This is a genomic window from Kitasatospora sp. NPDC018619 (assembly GCF_044391605.1).
Lineage (GTDB): Bacteria > Actinomycetota > Actinomycetes > Streptomycetales > Streptomycetaceae > Kitasatospora.
The window spans coordinates 52486-67209 of sequence record NZ_JBISAI010000016.1 but is presented as its reverse complement, the minus strand read 5'-3'; the positions used below and the strand labels follow the sequence as shown (position 1 = coordinate 67209).

Here is a 14724-nt window from a genome sequence, read left to right as displayed (position 1 = left end):
AGGAAAGTTACCGCCTGGTAGGTCGGTCGTCACCCGCCCCGGCGTGTGAGCTGGCCGACGTGCTCCCGCAGGCCCCGCCGGGGCTCGTACCCCCGTCCTTCCCGCTTTCCGCACCCGGCAGACCGATCCGCAGCCGGTGCCTCAGCTGGGCCCAGCGGCGGCCCGCGCCCTCGGCCGGCACGGCCGCCACCTCGGTGCCCTCCCGCCCGGCCGCCGTCGCGGCGGCCACCGCGACCGGCAGCACCGTGGCGCCCGGGACGGCCGCGGCCGGGCGCTCCTCCTCCGGCCACAGCCCGAGCGCGGCGCAGAGCGAGGGCAGCACGGCCATCGCCGCCGTCGCGTAGCCCTGGGCGGAGGGGTGGTAGCGGTCGGCGGCGAACATCTCCGGACGGGCGGCGAACTCGGGGCCCAGCAGCGAGCCCAGCGAGACCGTCCGGCCGCCCGCCTCCACCACCGCGATGGTCTGCGCGGCGGCCAGCTGCCGGCTCAGCCGACGGGCCACCCAGCGCAGCGGCGGCCGCACCGGCTTGATCGTCCCGAGGTCCGGGCAGGTGCCCACGACCACCTCGCAGCCGTTGGCGCGCAGGGCGGCGACGGCCTCGCCGAGCTGGCGCACGGCCAGCTGGGCCGGGCTGTGCCGGGTCACGTCGTTGGCGCCGACCATGATCACGGCGACGTCCGGGCGGTGCCGCAGGACCTGCTCCAGCTGGCCGGAGAGGTCCGCGGAGCGGCCGCCCGAGCGGGCCGCGTTGACCAGCCGGACGGGACGCTCGGCGACCGAGGCGAGGCCCGCGGCCAGCAGCGCCCCCGGGGTCTCCCCGGCCCGGGCCACTCCGAGGCCGGCGCCGGTGGAGTCGCCCAGGACGGCCAGGACGAGCGGGGCCTGCGGGGCGGCGGCCCGGTCCGCGAAGGCCTCCCCGTAGACGCCGTCCGCCTTGGGCGGGGCCGTCTCCAGGACGCCGATCGCCTGGATGGCGAGCTTGCTCTCGGTCACCAGCAGGCCGACCAGGCCCACCCCGAGCAGGCCGAGGCCGCCGCCGCCGTACGCCGCCGCGGTGGCGATCCGGCGGGCCACCCGGGCCCGCGAGTCCCGTGACCCTGCCATCCGGTGCCCCCTTTCCCGTGCTCCGGCCGGCCCCCGGGGGCTGCGGCCATGCCTGCACAGCGCTCTTACCCGCGCGGGGGGCGCGACTACCGGTGCCGCCGGTAGGGGTGGGCCATTGGGGGAGGTGGGAAGGAGGGGAGCCGTGGGGCCGGCGCCACGCCCTACGCTTTGCAGTACCGAAAAATCGCATGCCCACAGACCGGGAGGACCCCCGTGCGGTACCACAACTCGATCATCGACCTCGTCGGCAACACGCCGCTGGTCAAGCTGAACAAGGTCACCGAGGGCATCAGCGCGACAGTGCTGGCCAAGGTCGAGTACTTCAACCCCGGCGGCTCGGTCAAGGACCGCATCGCGATGCGCATGATCGAGGCCGCCGAGGCCTCGGGCGCCCTCAAGCCCGGCGGCACCATCGTCGAGCCGACCTCCGGCAACACCGGTGTCGGCCTGGCGATCGTGGCCCAGCAGAAGGGCTACAAGTGCATCTTCGTCTGTCCGGACAAGGTCTCCACCGACAAGATCAACACCCTGCGCGCGTACGGCGCCGAGGTGGTCGTCTGTCCGACCGCCGTCGCCCCCGAGCACCCGGACTCCTACTACAACGTCTCGGACCGCCTCGTCCGGGAGACCCCGAACGCCTGGAAGCCGGACCAGTACTCCAACCCGGACAACCCGGCCTCGCACTACCACTCCACCGGCCCGGAGCTGTGGGAGCAGACCGACGGGCGGATCACCCACTTCGTGGCGGGCGTCGGTACCGGCGGCACCATCTCCGGCACCGGCAACTACCTCAAGGAGGCCTCCGGCGGCCGGGTCAAGGTGATCGGCGCCGACCCGGAGGGCTCGGTCTACTCGGGCGGCACCGGCCGGCCGTACCTGGTCGAGGGCGTCGGTGAGGACTTCTGGCCGACCGCCTACGACCGCGGCGTCGCGGACGAGATCGTCGCCGTCTCCGACAAGGACTCGTTCCAGATGACCCGCCGCCTGGCCAAGGAGGAGGGCCTGCTGGTCGGCGGCTCCTGCGGCATGGCCGTGGTGGCCGCGCTGGAGGTGGCGAAGAAGCTCGGCCCCGACGACGTCGTGGTGGTGTTGCTGCCGGACGGCGGCCGCGGCTACCTGTCGAAGATCTTCAACGACGACTGGATGGCCGACTACGGCTTCCTGCCCTCGGCCACCGACGAGGCGCACATCGGCGAGGTGCTGGCCCGCAAGGAGTCGATCGAGCAGGGCGGCGTCCCGCAGTTCGTCCACATGCACCCGGGCGAGACGGTCGCCGAGGCGGTCCGGGTGCTGCGCGAGTACGGCGTCTCGCAGATGCCGGTGGTCTCCCCGGGGGCCGGCCACCCGGACATCATGGCCGGCGAGGTGATCGGCTCCGTGGTGGAGAAGCTGCTGCTGGAGGGCATCTTCGCCAAGGAGATCGAGCTCACCGACACCCTGGACAAGGTGATGTCCAAGCCGCTGCCGGTGGTCGGCTCGGGCGAGACCGTCACCAACCTGATGACCGTGCTGGAGAAGGCCGACGCGGCCGTCGTGCTGGTCGAGGGCAAGCCGCAGGGCATCGTCACCCGCCAGGACCTGCTGGGCTTCCTGACCGGCCGCACCCAGCACTGACCCGCCGTCACCACCGCGCCCCCGCGGACGGATGCGGAGGATTCGCCCACGGGGAAGTGGTACACCGGCGTCACCTGTCCGCAGCACGTGGTTAACACGGCTCGGGCATGGTGGTGGTCAACGGCAGGACGCCGAGTGAGGCGACGGCAACCGTCCGGGAGCGGCTCCCCGGCGGTCGCGGTCGGCTCCGGACACACCGGGTGGCCCTGACCCGGCCGCTGTGTCCTCCCGCCGCGGGAGGCGCCGTCGTCCCGCCCCTGCCCGGCTCCGGCCGGCTGACAGGGTGCGGCGGTTCCCGCGGCAGCAGCGCGCCGCACGGCGCGCGTCCCCGCGGCTCCCGGGTGGGGGAGCCCAGGCGGGGAACGGTGGGGCCGGTCCTTCTCCGAGGGGCCGGCCCCTTCCGTTCGTGCGGTCGGTGCCGGTCACGCGGTCCTGGCCTCCCGTGCCGTTCGCGCCGTTCGCGCCGTTCGCGCGGGGCGTGCGGGGTGTGCTCCGGGCGGGCGCCCGCCCGCCGCGCCGGGCGCGCCCGTCCCGTACGCTCGCACGCATGACCAGCACTGAAACGACCGACCAGGACGCCCCGCGCTACGTCCGGGTCAAGATCGAGCTCATCGCGGAGATCACCGACGAGGGCGCGCTCAAGGCGGCCGCCCTGGAGGCCGTCACCGCGGACGAGTACCTCGACGACGAGGAGCGCGCCCAGTCCGTCGAGGCCATCGAGGTGGACCCGTCGGGTTCGCTCGCCCACTTCATCGACCCCGTCGCGCTGCTCGGCGAGGTGCCCGGCGTGGAGCTCGCCTCGGCGACCTGGGAGTCGGCGCAGACCGAGTTCGACCCGGACAACGAGGAGTGGGACGAGTACGCGGTGGACGAGTCCGCCGAGTAGGACGGAACGCGCCGCCCGGTGGCCCCCGCCGTCACCGCCCGTGAACGCCCGGTCCGCCCTGCGGGCCGGGCGTTTGCTCCCTGTTCGTCGGGAAGTTGGGTCATCTCATACGATCGCTTACCCTTCGGTGATGGAACCGTGAACGGGTGGATTGCGTTTCTGTATCCGTAATGCCCGGGATGATCAGCAGGGAGACGCGACGTGACGGCACGGGACGGTCAGGGGCGGGCGGCCGGAAGCAGCTGGAGCCGCCGCGGGGTCCTCGCAGGGCTGATCGGAGCGCCCGTCCTGCTGCTGGCCGCCTGCAACGACAACAGCGGCGGCAACGGTGGCAGCGGCGGTAGCGGCACCGGTTCCGGCGGTGCGAACGGCGCCCCGGGCACCGGCGGCGGGGCCACCAGCGCCCCCAAGACCTCGACCGCGGTCATCACCGTCACCCCGGCCGACGGCGCCGCCGCCGCGAGCTTCAGCGAGCCGGTCAAGGTCACCGTCGCCAACGGCACCCTGAGCAGCGTCAAGGTCACCGACTCCACCGGCAAGGAGCTGGCCGGCCAGCTCTCCGCCGACGGCACCGGCTGGACCTCGGCCGCGGCCCCCGCCAGCGGCACCAAGTACACCGTCGCCGCCACCGCCTTCGACAAGGACAAGCTGGAGGCGGACTCCAACGCCGTCTTCACCACGGCGACCCCGGCCAACACCTTCGTCGGCTACTTCACCCCCGAGGACGGCTCGACGGTCGGCGTCGGCATGCCGGTGTCGATCAACTTCAGCAAGCCGATCACCGACCGCAAGACCGTCCAGCAGGCGATCACCGTGATAGCCGAGCCGGGGGTCGAGATCGTCGGCCACTGGTTCTCCAGCACCCGCCTCGACTTCCGGCCGCAGGAGTACTGGGCCAAGGGCACCAAGGTCACCCTCAAGCTCCGGCTCAAGGACGTCGAGGGCGCCAAGGGCGTCTACGGCACCCAGTCCAAGGACGTGAGCTTCACCATCGGCCGGGCCCAGACCAGCGTCGCCGACCTCTCCACCAAGAAGCTCACCGTCACCACCGACGGCCAGGTCAGCGCGGTCTACAAGATCTCCGGCGGCTCGCCCGAGCACACCACCTGGGGCGGCAAGATGGTGATCTCCGAGCAGTACACCCAGACCCGGATGAACTCGCAGACCGTCAACCTGGGCAGCGAGTACGACATCGCGGACGTGCCGCACGCCCAGCGCCTCAGCACCTCGGGCACCTTCATCCACGGCAACTACTGGTCCTCGCCGTCGATCTTCGGCGGGCAGAACACCAGCCACGGCTGCATCGGCCTCCAGGACGCCAAGGGCGCCCAGGACACCGGTACGGACGGCTACAAGTTCTACAAGTCCTCGATGATCGGCGACGTGGTCGAGGTCGTGAACTCCGGCGACAAGACCGTCGCCCCGGACAACGGGCTGAACGGCTGGAACATGAGCTGGGCCGCCTGGAAGGCCGGCAGCGCCGTCTGACCGACCCCTGCCCGTCTGACCGACCCCTGCCCGTCTGACCGACCCCTGCCCGTCTGACCGGCCCCTGTCCGGCCCGACCCGGGCCGCTCGCCCGGCCCGACCCGGGCCGCTCGCCCGGCCCGGCCGGGCCCACCCGCCGCGGAAACTCCTCGGGCGGACCGAACCCCGCGGTCCGCCCGAGGAGTAGAACGGGTGTGAAACGCGAGCAGAGACAGCTCCGGGACGACGAGTTCAGCGCCTTCGTGACCGGCCAGGGCCGCCAGCTGCTGCGGCTGGCCGAACTGCTGACCGGCGACCCGCACCGGGCGAAGGACATCGTGCAGTCCGCGCTGGAGCGCGCCTACCTGCACTGGCACCGGATCACCGGGGACGACCCCGGTGCCTACGTCCGCCGGATCGTGGTCAACCAGCACCGGGACTGGTGGCGCAGGCGGTGCAACCACGAGCTCCCCACCGACCGCACCCCCGACCGCCCGCTCGCCGAGGACCTCGCCGAGCGGTACGCCGACCGCGCCCTGCTGCACCAGGCGCTGGGCACCCTGACCCGCCGGGAGCGGACGGTCGTGGTGCTGCGGTACTACGGGGACCTCACCGAGGCCGCCATCGCCGCCGAACTGGGGATCGCACCGGGCACGGTGAAGAGCACGCTGCACCGGGCGATGTCGAAGCTGCGCACACGGCCCGAGCTCGCCGACCGCTGCGGCGGGACGGCGGCTTCCACGACGCACATCGAGGTGACGGTATGAGCTTCGAGAACCGGCTCGGCGCACTGCTCAAGGACGAGGACCCGTACGCCGCCGGGCCGGACCCGGTGCCGATCATGGCCGCCGCCCGGCGCCGCCGGGCCCGGCGCAGAGCCGCGACCGGAGCGGCCGCGTTCGCGGTCGTCCTGGTCTGCGGGGCGACGGCGGTGACGGCCGGGAACGCCCGGCACGCGGGGGAGGCCGCGCGGGCGGCGACGACCCCCTCGACGGCGCTGCCGGCCGCGCCGGCCGCCGGGCCGGGTGCGTCGCCGAGTGCGGTGCCGAGCGCCGCGCCGAGCCCCGTACTGCCCGCCGCGCCGAGCCCCGTACTGCCCGCCGCGCCGAGTGCCGTGGCGAGCGCGGTCGTGCCCGCCGTACCGAACGGCGTGGCGCCCCCGGAGGGACTGTCGACCTCCCCGGTGAAGCAGCTCGCGCCGGGGGAGAAGGTCGAGATCATCACCGGGGTCCGGCTGTCCGTCACACCGACCGAGAGCTGCCACGACGCCCTCGACCGGACGCGGACCGCCTACACCGGCCCGGTGTGCACCGACATGGAGCCGCTCGTGCGGCGCGGCGTGACCGACATCGACGCGGCGTACTTCGACACCCCCGACCGGTTCGTCGTCACCAGCTACTACCTGGGCCCCACCCCGGCCCGGATCGTGGTCTTCGAGGACGGCCGGCCGACCGTCGCGACCCTGCTGACCACCGCCGGCGCCAAGGGGTGGCTCGGCTACTACGCGATCGTGCCCGCCCCGGCCCCCGCCGGGGGCAGTTCCGTCCCGACCGTCGCGGCCTACGACGCCGACGGCCGGCTGTTGGCCGCCCGGGCCGGCCGAACCGCCGACGGCGCCCCCGAGCAGCCGCCCGTACGGCTGTGACGCGCTCCCGGGCCGGCGCTTCGCGTGGTCCGCGGGGCCCCGCAGGGCGGACGGCCGCGCGGGCCCCGGGCCGCCGACCGCCGTCCGGCCGCGGGCCCCGGGCCTCAGACGGGGACGGGTGCCCCGCGCCCCGGCCCGGCCGTACCTTCCCGTCCGCGCCCGGAGGGGCTCAGCCCTGGGTGCGGGCCACGCCGATCGGGCAGGAGGCGCCCGTGCCGCCGAGGCCGCAGTAGCCGTCGGGGTTCTTGGCCTCCGAGAGGTACTGCTGGTGGTACGGCTCGGCCGGGTAGAACGGGCCGGCCGGGGCGATCTCGGTGGTGATCGGGCCGTAACCGAGCGCGGTCAGCGAGGGCTGGAAGGCGTCCCGGGTGGCGGCCGCGGTCTCGGCCTGGGCGGGGGAGTGGGTGTACACGGCGGAGCGGTACTGGGTGCCCACGTCGTTGCCCTGGCGGTTGCCCTGGGTCGGGTCGTGGGACTCCCAGAAGGTCTTCAGGAGGCGCTCGTAGGAGACCACCGCCGGGTCGAACACCACCCGGACGGCCTCGGTGTGCCCGGTCAGCCCGCTGCACACCTCCTCGTACGTCGGGTTGGGGGTGTGGCCGCCCTGGTAGCCGACCAGCGTCGTCCAGACGCCGGGCAGCCGCCAGAAGGCGCGCTCGGCGCCCCAGAAGCAGCCCAGGCCGAAGTCGGCCACCTCCAGGCCCTCCGGGTACGGGCCGGTCAGCGGATGCCCGAGCACGGTGTGCGGCTCGGTCAGGGCGAAGGCCGGGGCGGGCCGGCCGGGGAGCGCCTGGTCGGCGGGGACCAGCGAGGTCTTGTGGCGGTTGAACAGCACGGCCTGCTCCAGCGGGTCGGGAATCCTGGCGCAGTGTCCAACGCGGCCGACCGCCCCCGGATTCCGGGAGCGGCCGGCCGGCCGGGGCGGGAGCGGATCAGGCGCTCGGCAGGCCGGCGCCGGCGAGCAGCGCGCGCAGGGGCGCGGTGTCCGGGGTGTCGCCGCAGGCGGCGTCGAGGGCGGCGTCGAAGCCCTCCGCGAAGCCGTCCGGCAGGTGCAGTTCGGCCGGCCCGGACCAGGAGAGCTCCCAGCGGGCCAGTCCGGCCTCGGCCAGGGCGAGGACGGCGGTGTGCGCCAGTTCCTCGCGCAGCGCCGGGCGGGCGGGCTCGCGGGCGGCCCGGCCGGTGGCGGCGGTCTGCTGCCCGCCCTTCGGCAGCCGGTCGGTGAACTCCCGGGCCCGGCCGGAGTCGACGGCGTCGAGCAGGCCGTGGACGGTGGGCGGCAGGCCCAGCGCCGTCAGCGCCCCGCCGGCCGTCGCGGCCGCCGCGCGGGCGTGCGCCAGCATCGCGCTGCGGACCAGCTCGGGCCACTCGACCCGCTGCTTGCCGGCCGCCTCGGGGATCAGGGTGGCGGCCTCCAGCTCGGCCAGCACCCGCTCGGCGTCGTGCAGCAGTGCGAGGGCCGGGCCGGTGGCCCCGGGGCCGCGGCCGTCGTCGGGCAGCGCCTCGACCGCGGCGACCCGGTGCTCGATCGGCGGGTGCGAGTCGTACGGGTCCGGCTGCTCCGCGGGCGGTTCGAGCGCCAGCTCGGCGAGCTCCTTCCGGCGCTCCGGGTCGGCCAGCAGGTGGGCCAGTCCGCCGTACACCTGGCCGGGCGGCGGGAGCAGCCCGGCGTCCCAGCCCAGGGTGGCGTAGCGGCCGAGGTAGAAGTCCTGGGCGGAGTCCAGCACCGGGATCCGGCGCAGGGCCGAGACGGTCGCCTCCCGGCCCGCGACCTGCGCGGCGACGTGGTCGGCCGCGTACTCCTGGCGGCGCCCGACCGCCTCGGAGACCCGGAAGTAGAGCTTGGCGTAGAGGGTGAAGAGCTTGGCGAGGACCCGGTCGACACCGCCGGAGGCCTTCTCGCCGGACGGCTTGCGGCCCTTGGCCAGCCGCTTCTCGGCCTTGGCGGCCAGCTTGGCGGCCTCCTGCGCCTGGTGCTGGTCGGCGCGCTGGTGGAGCCCGCCGATGGTGTGCAGGAGGGCGCGGCGCCCGGCCACCGTGACGGCGGCGAGCCGGACGTCCCGGTTGCTGTAGTGGCCGAACTCGTGCGCCAGCACGGACTCCAGCTCGCCCTCGGTGAGGCCGATCAGCAGCGGGGCGCCGATGACCAGGTGCCGCTCGCCGGGGAGCAGGCCGAGCAGCCTGGTCTCCTCGTACACGCCCGCGTTGACCTCGGGAACGAGGCGCATCCCGGCCGGTCCGCGGACGCCGGTCCGCTCGCCGATCCGGTCGACCACGGCCCAGAGGGCGGGCTGCTGCTCGCGGGTGAGGAGCACGCCGGGGACCTCGCCGTCGCCCTTGCGGCGGCGGGTCAGGAACACCACCCGGACCACCGGGTAGGCGACCGCGGCGGTCAGGAACCAGATCTTGACCAGGCCCGGGCGCAGTTCGCCCGAGGCCCGGTACAGCGCGATGTCGAGGACGAGCAGGCCCACGACGATGCCGAGGGCGAGCAGGTAGAAGCCGATGAGTAGGGCCACGGCCGTGGCGGCTCGGGTGGATGTGCTCATGCCGGTGGAACGCCGGGGCGCGCCCATGCGGTGATCCTTCCGGGGCGCGACGGCAGGGCGGCGCGCGACTGTTGCATGGTGAACATGTGTACGACGGGTGGAGATCGTAGCGGTCGCCGGGGCTCCGCGCACCGGGGTTCCGGCCCGCCGCATCCCCGCTCCGACCTGCGGGTTCACCCCGGTTTCCGGTTCGTGCGGGCTTGACGGCATTCGCCCACTAGGCTCGGACCCATGACCGAGCACCAGCTTCCTCAGGGCTTCGAGACCCTCGCCATCCACGCGGGTCAGGAAGCGGACCCCCAGACCGGGGCCGTCGTCACGCCGATCTACCAGGTGTCCACCTACAAGCAGGACGGGGTGGGCGGACTGCGGGGCGGCTACGAGTACAGCCGCAGCGCCAACCCGACCCGCACCGCGCTGGAGGAGTGCCTCGCGGCACTGGAGGGCGGCGCGCGCGGCCTCGCCTTCGCCTCCGGCCTGGCCGCCGAGGACACCCTGCTGCGCACCATCCTCAAGCCGGGCGACCACATCGTCATCCCCGACGACGCCTACGGCGGCACCTTCCGGCTCTTCGCCAAGGTGCTGACCCGCTGGGGCGTCGAGTTCTCCGTCGCCGACACCCAGGACCTGGCCAGCGTCCGCGCGGCGCTGCGCCCCAACACCCGCGCGGTGTGGGTGGAGACCCCGTCCAACCCGCTGCTGGGCATCACCGACCTGGCCGCGCTCGCCGAGATCGCGCACGGCGCCGGTGCGCTGCTGGTGGTCGACAACACCTTCGCCAGCCCGTACCTCCAGCAGCCGATCTCGCTCGGCGCGGACGCGGTCGTGCACTCCACCACCAAGTACATGGGCGGCCACTCGGACGTGGTCGGCGGTGCGCTGGTGCTGGCCGAGGCGGGCCTCGGCGAGGAGGTCGCGTACCACCAGAACGCGATGGGCGCCGTCTCCGGCCCGTTCGACGCCTGGCTGGTGCTGCGCGGCATCAAGACGCTGGGCGTGCGGATGGACCGGCACAGCGCCAACGCGGAGAAGGTCGCCGAGCTGCTGGCGAGCCACCCGAAGGTCAGCCGGGTGCTCTACCCGGGCCTGCCCGAGCACCCCGGCCACGACATCGCGGCGAAGCAGATGAAGGCCTTCGGCGGCATGGTCTCGTTCCGGGTCGCCGGCGGCGAGGAGGCGGCCGTCGAGGTCTGCAACCGCGCGCAGCTGTTCACCCTGGGCGAGTCGCTCGGCGGCGTCGAGTCGCTGATCGAGCACCCGGGCCGGATGACCCACGCCTCGGCGGCGGGCTCGCCGCTGGAGGTCCCCGCCGACCTGGTGCGCGTCTCGGTCGGCATCGAGTCGATCGACGACCTGCTGGCCGACCTCAAGCAGGCGCTGGGCTGAGCCGGTCGGCCCCGTGAAGGGGCCCTCACTGCCCCTGCTGGTCCGCCGTGTACGACTCCATCGCGAGGTTGAAGCGGGCCAGCAGGGCGCAGAACGCGCGCTGCTCCTCGGGCGGCCAGTCGGCCACCAGCCGGCGGGTCAACTCGGCCCGGCCGTCCCGGACTTCGGCGAGCCGGCCGGCGCCGTGCGAGGTCAGCGCGAGCCGTACGGCGCGGCGGTCGGCCGGGTCCTGCACCCGGCCGACCAACCCCGCCGCGACCAGCGGCGCGACCTGTCGGGTCACCGTGGAGGAGTCCACGCCCAGCGCCTCGGCCAGCGCCTTGACGTTGGCCGGCCCGTGCCGCTCCAGCCGGTCGAGCAGCAGGTAGGCGGCCCGGTCGAGCACCCCGACCCCGCCGCCGGAGGTTCGGACCTGTTCCATGCGGCGCGCGAACACCGCGAGCTGGTACTGGAGTTGGGTGTGCACGGGGTCGGTGCGGTCGGTGGCCTGGGGCGAGGTCGTCGTCATCGCGGCTCACGATCGTCGTGCGGTGAGGGAGGCTCAGAAGGAGCAGCGTACGCGGGCGGGGCGGGCCCGGGAACAGGCCCGGCATCCCGGATTGCCGCCGCCCGCAGCCGTAGTCTGGCGCCATGCAGAGCTGGCCGATCACCCTCGACGACGTCCGCGGCGCCCAGAAGATGCTCGCCGGCATCGCCCGGGTGACTCCGATGGAGGGCAGCCGGCACCTCTCCGGGCTGATCGGCGCCCCGGTCCACCTGAAGTGCGAGAACCTCCAGCGCACCGGGTCCTTCAAGCTGCGCGGGGCGTACGTGCGGATCGCGGGACTCTCGCCGGTGCAGCGGGCCGCAGGGGTGGTGGCGGCGAGCGCCGGGAACCACGCCCAGGGGGTGGCGCTGGCGGCCTCGCTGCTGGGCGTGCGCTCCACGGTGTTCATGCCGGTCGCGGCGCCGCTGCCGAAGGTCGCGGCCACCCGCGAGTACGGGGCCGAGGTGCGGTTGCACGGCGCCACCGTGGACGAGGCCCTCCAGGCCGCGCAGCGGTACGCCGAGGCGACCGGCGCGGTGTTCATCCACCCCTTCGACCACTGGGACGTGGTCACCGGCCAGGCGACCGTCGGGCTGGAGGTGCTGGAGCAGTGCCCGGAGGTGCGGACCATCCTGGTCGGGGTGGGCGGCGGCGGGCTGCTGGCCGGGATCGCGGCGGCGGTCAAGCCGCTGCGGCCGGACGTTCGGGTGGTCGGGGTGCAGGCGGCCGGCGCGGCGGCGTACCCGCCCTCGCTGGCGGCGGGGCGCCCGCTGTCGCTGGAGCACGTCGCCACCATGGCGGACGGGATCATGGTCGGGCGCCCCGGCGACATCCCGTTCGAGGTGGTCAGCACGCTGGCGGACGGCATCCGTACGGTCTCCGAGGACGCGCTGTCGCGGGCGCTGCTGCTCGGGCTGGAGCGGCTGAAGCTGGTCGTCGAGCCGGCCGGGGCGGCCCCGATCGCGGCCCTGCTGGAGCAGCCGGACTCCTTCGAGGGGCCGGTGGTGGCGGTGCTGTCCGGCGGCAACATCGACCCCCAGCTGATGCAGCGGGTGCTGCGGCACGGGCTGGCGGCGGCCGGGCGCTACCTGTCGCTGCGGGTGCGGCTGGCCGACAAGCCGGGCGCGCTGGCGGACCTGCTGGGGGTGCTGACCGGGGTGGACGCCAACGTGCTGGACGTGGCGCACGTGCGGACCGACCCGCGGCTGGGGCTGACCGAGGTCGAGGTGGACCTGCATCTGGAGACCAAGGGGCCGGAGCACTGCGCCCTGGTGGTCGGGGAGTTGAGGGACGCGGGGTACGTGGTCGCGAGCTGATCCCGCCCTTGACGCGATATATCGCGTACTGGGAGACTCGCGATACATCGCGTTCGAGTCCCGCGGGTCGAGAATCGAGTCGCCCGTGCGCCCGAAATCGGGGCAGAGTGGGACAGATCGCCCCATACGTCCGAGGAGATGAGGCAAGGCCATGGCGCCAGCCATCCAAGCCGAGAACCTGGTGAAGACCTTCGGCGACGTACGAGCCCTCGACGGCGTCAGCCTCGACGTCCCGGAGGGCACGGTGCTCGGGCTGCTCGGCCCGAACGGCGCCGGGAAGACCACCACCGTGCGGGTCCTCACCACCCTGCTCCGCCCCGACTCCGGCCGCGCGGTGGTCGCCGGGGTCGACGTGCTCAAGCACCCCAACCGGGTCCGCAGCCTGATCGGCCTGTCCGGCCAGTACGCGGCGGTCGACGAGTACCTGACCGGCTTCGAGAACCTCACCATGGTCGGCGAGCTCTACCAGATGAGCAACCGCGCCGCGAAGGCACGCGCGCTGGAGCTGCTGGAGTGGTTCAACCTCAGCGAGGCCAAGGACCGCACCGCCAAGACCTACTCCGGGGGCATGCGCCGCCGCCTGGACCTCGCCGCCGCGCTGGTCGTCCGCCCGCCGGTGATGTTCCTGGACGAGCCGACCACCGGCCTCGACCCGCGCAACCGGCTCGCGCTCTGGGAGGTCATCGAGACGCTGGTCGAGCAGGGCACCACGCTGCTGCTGACCACCCAGTACCTGGAGGAGGCCGACCGGCTCGCCCACGACATCGCGGTGGTCGACCACGGCCGGGTGATCGCACGCGGCACCGCCGACCAGCTCAAGGCGCAGATCGGCGGCGAGCGGATCGAGGTCGTGGTGCACGAGCCCGGCCTGGTCGGCGACGCGGTCGCCGCGCTCTCCGGCTACGCGCTGAACGAGCCGACGGTCGAGCGGAACACCCGCCGGATCACCGTGCCGGTCAGCGGCGGCGCCCGGGTGCTGGCCGACGCGATCCGCGAACTCGACTCCCGCGGGATCGAGATAGACGACATCGGGCTGCGCCGCCCGACCCTGGACGACGTCTTCCTCACCCTCACCGGCCACGTCGCCGAGGGCGGGCCCGAGGAGGAGGACGGCGCCGCCGCCTCGGCGCGCGGCCGGGGGAAGGGCAGGGGCGGCCAGGGCGGCCCCGACGGCCGAGGCGGCCAGGGCGGCTCCGACGGCCGAGGACCGGACGAGCGGGCCGTCGCGGCCGGGAAGGAGAACTGAGATGACGACCGCCACCGAGCACGCCATCGGCCCGGCGATGCCCCGGCAGCGCCGGGGGGCCGCCGCCGCCCTGCACGACTCCTGGGTGGTCGCCAAGCGCAACCTGCGCCGGATGACCCGCATCCCGGAGATCGTGGTCTTCGGGCTGATGCAGCCGGTCATGTTCGTGCTGCTGTTCTCGTACGTGATGGGCGGGGCGATCAAGATCCCCGGCACGAACTCCAGCTCGGACACGTACATCCAGTTCCTGATGGCCGGCATCTTCGCCCAGACCGTCACCTTCGCCGTCGCCGGCGCCTCGGCGGGCATCGCGGAGGACATGAGCAAGGGGCTGGTGGACCGGTTCCGCTCGCTGCCGATGGCCCGCTCGGCGGTGCTGGTCGGCCGGACCCTCGCCGACCTGTGCCAGACCGCGTTCACCCTGGTCGTGCTGGCGGTGGTCGCGCTGCTGGTCGGCTGGCGGATCCACGACGGCGTGCTCAAGGCGCTCGGCGCCTTCGCCCTGCTGCTCCTGCTCGGCTACGCCTTCTCCTGGATCGGTGCGCTGATCGGACTGTCGGTGCGCAGCCCGGAGGCGGCCACCTCGGCCGGGCTGATCTGGCTGTTCCCGCTGACGTTCGTGTCCAACGCCTTCGTGCCCGTCACCTCGATGCCGGGCTGGCTCCAGGGGGTCGCGTACTGGAACCCGTTCAGCGCCACCGTGCAGGCCTGCCGGGTGCTGTTCGGCAACCAGGTCGGGCCGGTGGACAGCGCCTGGCCGATGCAGCACGCGGCGCTGGTGTCGGTGCTGTGGTCGGTCGTGATCACCGCGGTGTTCTCCTGGCTGGCGGTGCGCAAGTACCGCTCCTCCACGGGCTGACCGGGGGCGGCGCTGCGGCGTTGTGGTGCTGCGGCGTTGTGGCGGGGACGCCGGAGGGCGGCCGCGGAGGTCAGGGACCTCCGCGGCCGCCCTCGCGGCGCGGTGCGTGCGTGCGCCCGCCGTGTCGT

At 74.0% G+C, this 14724-nt stretch carries 13 protein-coding genes; 9 read left to right on the top strand and 4 right to left on the bottom strand.

Features of this window, described 5'->3' with window-relative positions; all coding sequences use genetic code 11:
- Positions 1–7: 7 nt before the first annotated feature.
- A complete protein-coding gene (locus ACH5AR_RS24720; RefSeq protein WP_396303677.1) occupies positions 8–1105 on the bottom strand; it encodes an SGNH/GDSL hydrolase family protein in 1098 nt (365 codons plus the stop codon).
- Positions 1106–1318: 213 nt separating this feature from the next.
- Between ACH5AR_RS24720 and ACH5AR_RS24715 the strand changes: the two genes are divergently transcribed.
- The 5 genes from ACH5AR_RS24715 to ACH5AR_RS24695 all read left to right on the top strand — a co-directional run bounded on the left by ACH5AR_RS24715 (position 1319) and on the right by ACH5AR_RS24695 (position 6717).
- Entirely contained in the window at positions 1319–2719 is a 1401-nt protein-coding gene (locus tag ACH5AR_RS24715) for a cystathionine beta-synthase (protein WP_396303676.1), read from the top strand.
- Positions 2720–3266: 547 nt separating this feature from the next.
- The gene (locus ACH5AR_RS24710) at positions 3267–3605 is read left to right on the top strand and encodes a hypothetical protein (RefSeq protein ID WP_396303675.1); all 339 of its coding nucleotides are present in this window, start codon (positions 3267–3269) and stop codon (positions 3603–3605) included.
- Between the two features lie 201 nt (positions 3606–3806).
- Positions 3807–5093 carry an Ig-like domain-containing protein gene (locus tag ACH5AR_RS24705; RefSeq protein WP_396303674.1) on the top strand — a complete coding sequence of 429 codons (1287 nt, stop codon included), beginning with the start codon at positions 3807–3809 and terminating at the stop codon, positions 5091–5093.
- A gap of 194 nt (positions 5094–5287) precedes the next feature.
- Positions 5288–5839 carry a SigE family RNA polymerase sigma factor gene (locus ACH5AR_RS24700; protein WP_396303673.1) on the top strand — a complete coding sequence of 184 codons (552 nt, stop codon included), beginning with the start codon at positions 5288–5290 and terminating at the stop codon, positions 5837–5839.
- Positions 5836–6717 carry a hypothetical protein gene (locus tag ACH5AR_RS24695; RefSeq protein ID WP_396303672.1) on the top strand — a complete coding sequence of 294 codons (882 nt, stop codon included), beginning with the start codon at positions 5836–5838 and terminating at the stop codon, positions 6715–6717. Before ACH5AR_RS24700 ends, ACH5AR_RS24695 begins: the two co-directional genes overlap by 4 nt.
- Positions 6718–6886: 169 nt before the next feature.
- Here ACH5AR_RS24695 and msrA read toward each other — a convergent pair whose 3' ends face one another.
- Together msrA and ACH5AR_RS24685 are read right to left on the bottom strand one after the other, a co-directional pair.
- Entirely contained in the window at positions 6887–7552 is a 666-nt protein-coding gene (gene msrA, locus ACH5AR_RS24690; protein ID WP_396303671.1) for a peptide-methionine (S)-S-oxide reductase MsrA, read from the bottom strand.
- Between the two features lie 97 nt (positions 7553–7649).
- Positions 7650–9263, bottom strand: a complete 1614-nt coding sequence (locus ACH5AR_RS24685; protein WP_396303670.1) for a M48 family metalloprotease — start codon at positions 9261–9263, stop codon at positions 7650–7652.
- A gap of 231 nt (positions 9264–9494) precedes the next feature.
- On the opposite strand from ACH5AR_RS24685, the gene ACH5AR_RS24680 reads away from it, so the two are divergent.
- Positions 9495–10649: a cystathionine gamma-synthase gene (locus ACH5AR_RS24680; protein WP_396303669.1), complete on the top strand. Its 1155-nt coding sequence runs from the start codon at positions 9495–9497 to the stop codon at positions 10647–10649.
- A 25-nt stretch (positions 10650–10674) separates the two neighbouring features.
- Here the strand turns inward: ACH5AR_RS24680 and ACH5AR_RS24675 are convergent, their stop codons facing one another.
- The gene (locus ACH5AR_RS24675) at positions 10675–11157 is read right to left on the bottom strand and encodes a MarR family winged helix-turn-helix transcriptional regulator (protein WP_396303668.1); all 483 of its coding nucleotides are present in this window, start codon (positions 11155–11157) and stop codon (positions 10675–10677) included.
- A gap of 122 nt (positions 11158–11279) precedes the next feature.
- Here ACH5AR_RS24675 and ilvA point away from each other — a divergent pair, with 122 nt between their 5' ends.
- From ilvA to ACH5AR_RS24660, 3 genes are all read left to right on the top strand, one after another.
- Positions 11280–12491, top strand: a complete 1212-nt coding sequence (ilvA, locus tag ACH5AR_RS24670; RefSeq protein WP_396303667.1) for a threonine ammonia-lyase — start codon at positions 11280–11282, stop codon at positions 12489–12491.
- 151 nt (positions 12492–12642) lie between these two features.
- Positions 12643–13737, top strand: a complete 1095-nt coding sequence (locus tag ACH5AR_RS24665; protein ID WP_396303666.1) for an ATP-binding cassette domain-containing protein — start codon at positions 12643–12645, stop codon at positions 13735–13737.
- Between the two features lies 1 nt (position 13738).
- Positions 13739–14596, top strand: a complete 858-nt coding sequence (locus ACH5AR_RS24660; RefSeq protein WP_396303665.1) for an ABC transporter permease — start codon at positions 13739–13741, stop codon at positions 14594–14596.
- Positions 14597–14724 lie beyond the last annotated feature (128 nt).

Excerpts from the sequence above, each read along its gene's own strand:
- ACH5AR_RS24720 (WP_396303677.1), bottom strand. The coding sequence starts at position 1,105 with ATGGCAGGGTCACGGGACTCGCGGGCCCGGGTGGCCCGCCGGATCGCC.
- ACH5AR_RS24710 (WP_396303675.1), top strand. The coding sequence starts at position 3,267 with ATGACCAGCACTGAAACGACCGACCAGGACGCCCCGCGCTACGTCCGG.
- ACH5AR_RS24695 (WP_396303672.1), top strand. The coding sequence starts at position 5,836 with ATGAGCTTCGAGAACCGGCTCGGCGCACTGCTCAAGGACGAGGACCCG.
- ACH5AR_RS24685 (WP_396303670.1), bottom strand. The coding sequence starts at position 9,263 with ATGAGCACATCCACCCGAGCCGCCACGGCCGTGGCCCTACTCATCGGC.
- ACH5AR_RS24680 (WP_396303669.1), top strand. The coding sequence starts at position 9,495 with ATGACCGAGCACCAGCTTCCTCAGGGCTTCGAGACCCTCGCCATCCAC.
- ACH5AR_RS24675 (WP_396303668.1), bottom strand. The coding sequence starts at position 11,157 with ATGACGACGACCTCGCCCCAGGCCACCGACCGCACCGACCCCGTGCAC.
- ilvA (WP_396303667.1), top strand. The coding sequence starts at position 11,280 with ATGCAGAGCTGGCCGATCACCCTCGACGACGTCCGCGGCGCCCAGAAG.
- ACH5AR_RS24665 (WP_396303666.1), top strand. The coding sequence starts at position 12,643 with ATGGCGCCAGCCATCCAAGCCGAGAACCTGGTGAAGACCTTCGGCGAC.
- ACH5AR_RS24660 (WP_396303665.1), top strand. The coding sequence starts at position 13,739 with ATGACGACCGCCACCGAGCACGCCATCGGCCCGGCGATGCCCCGGCAG.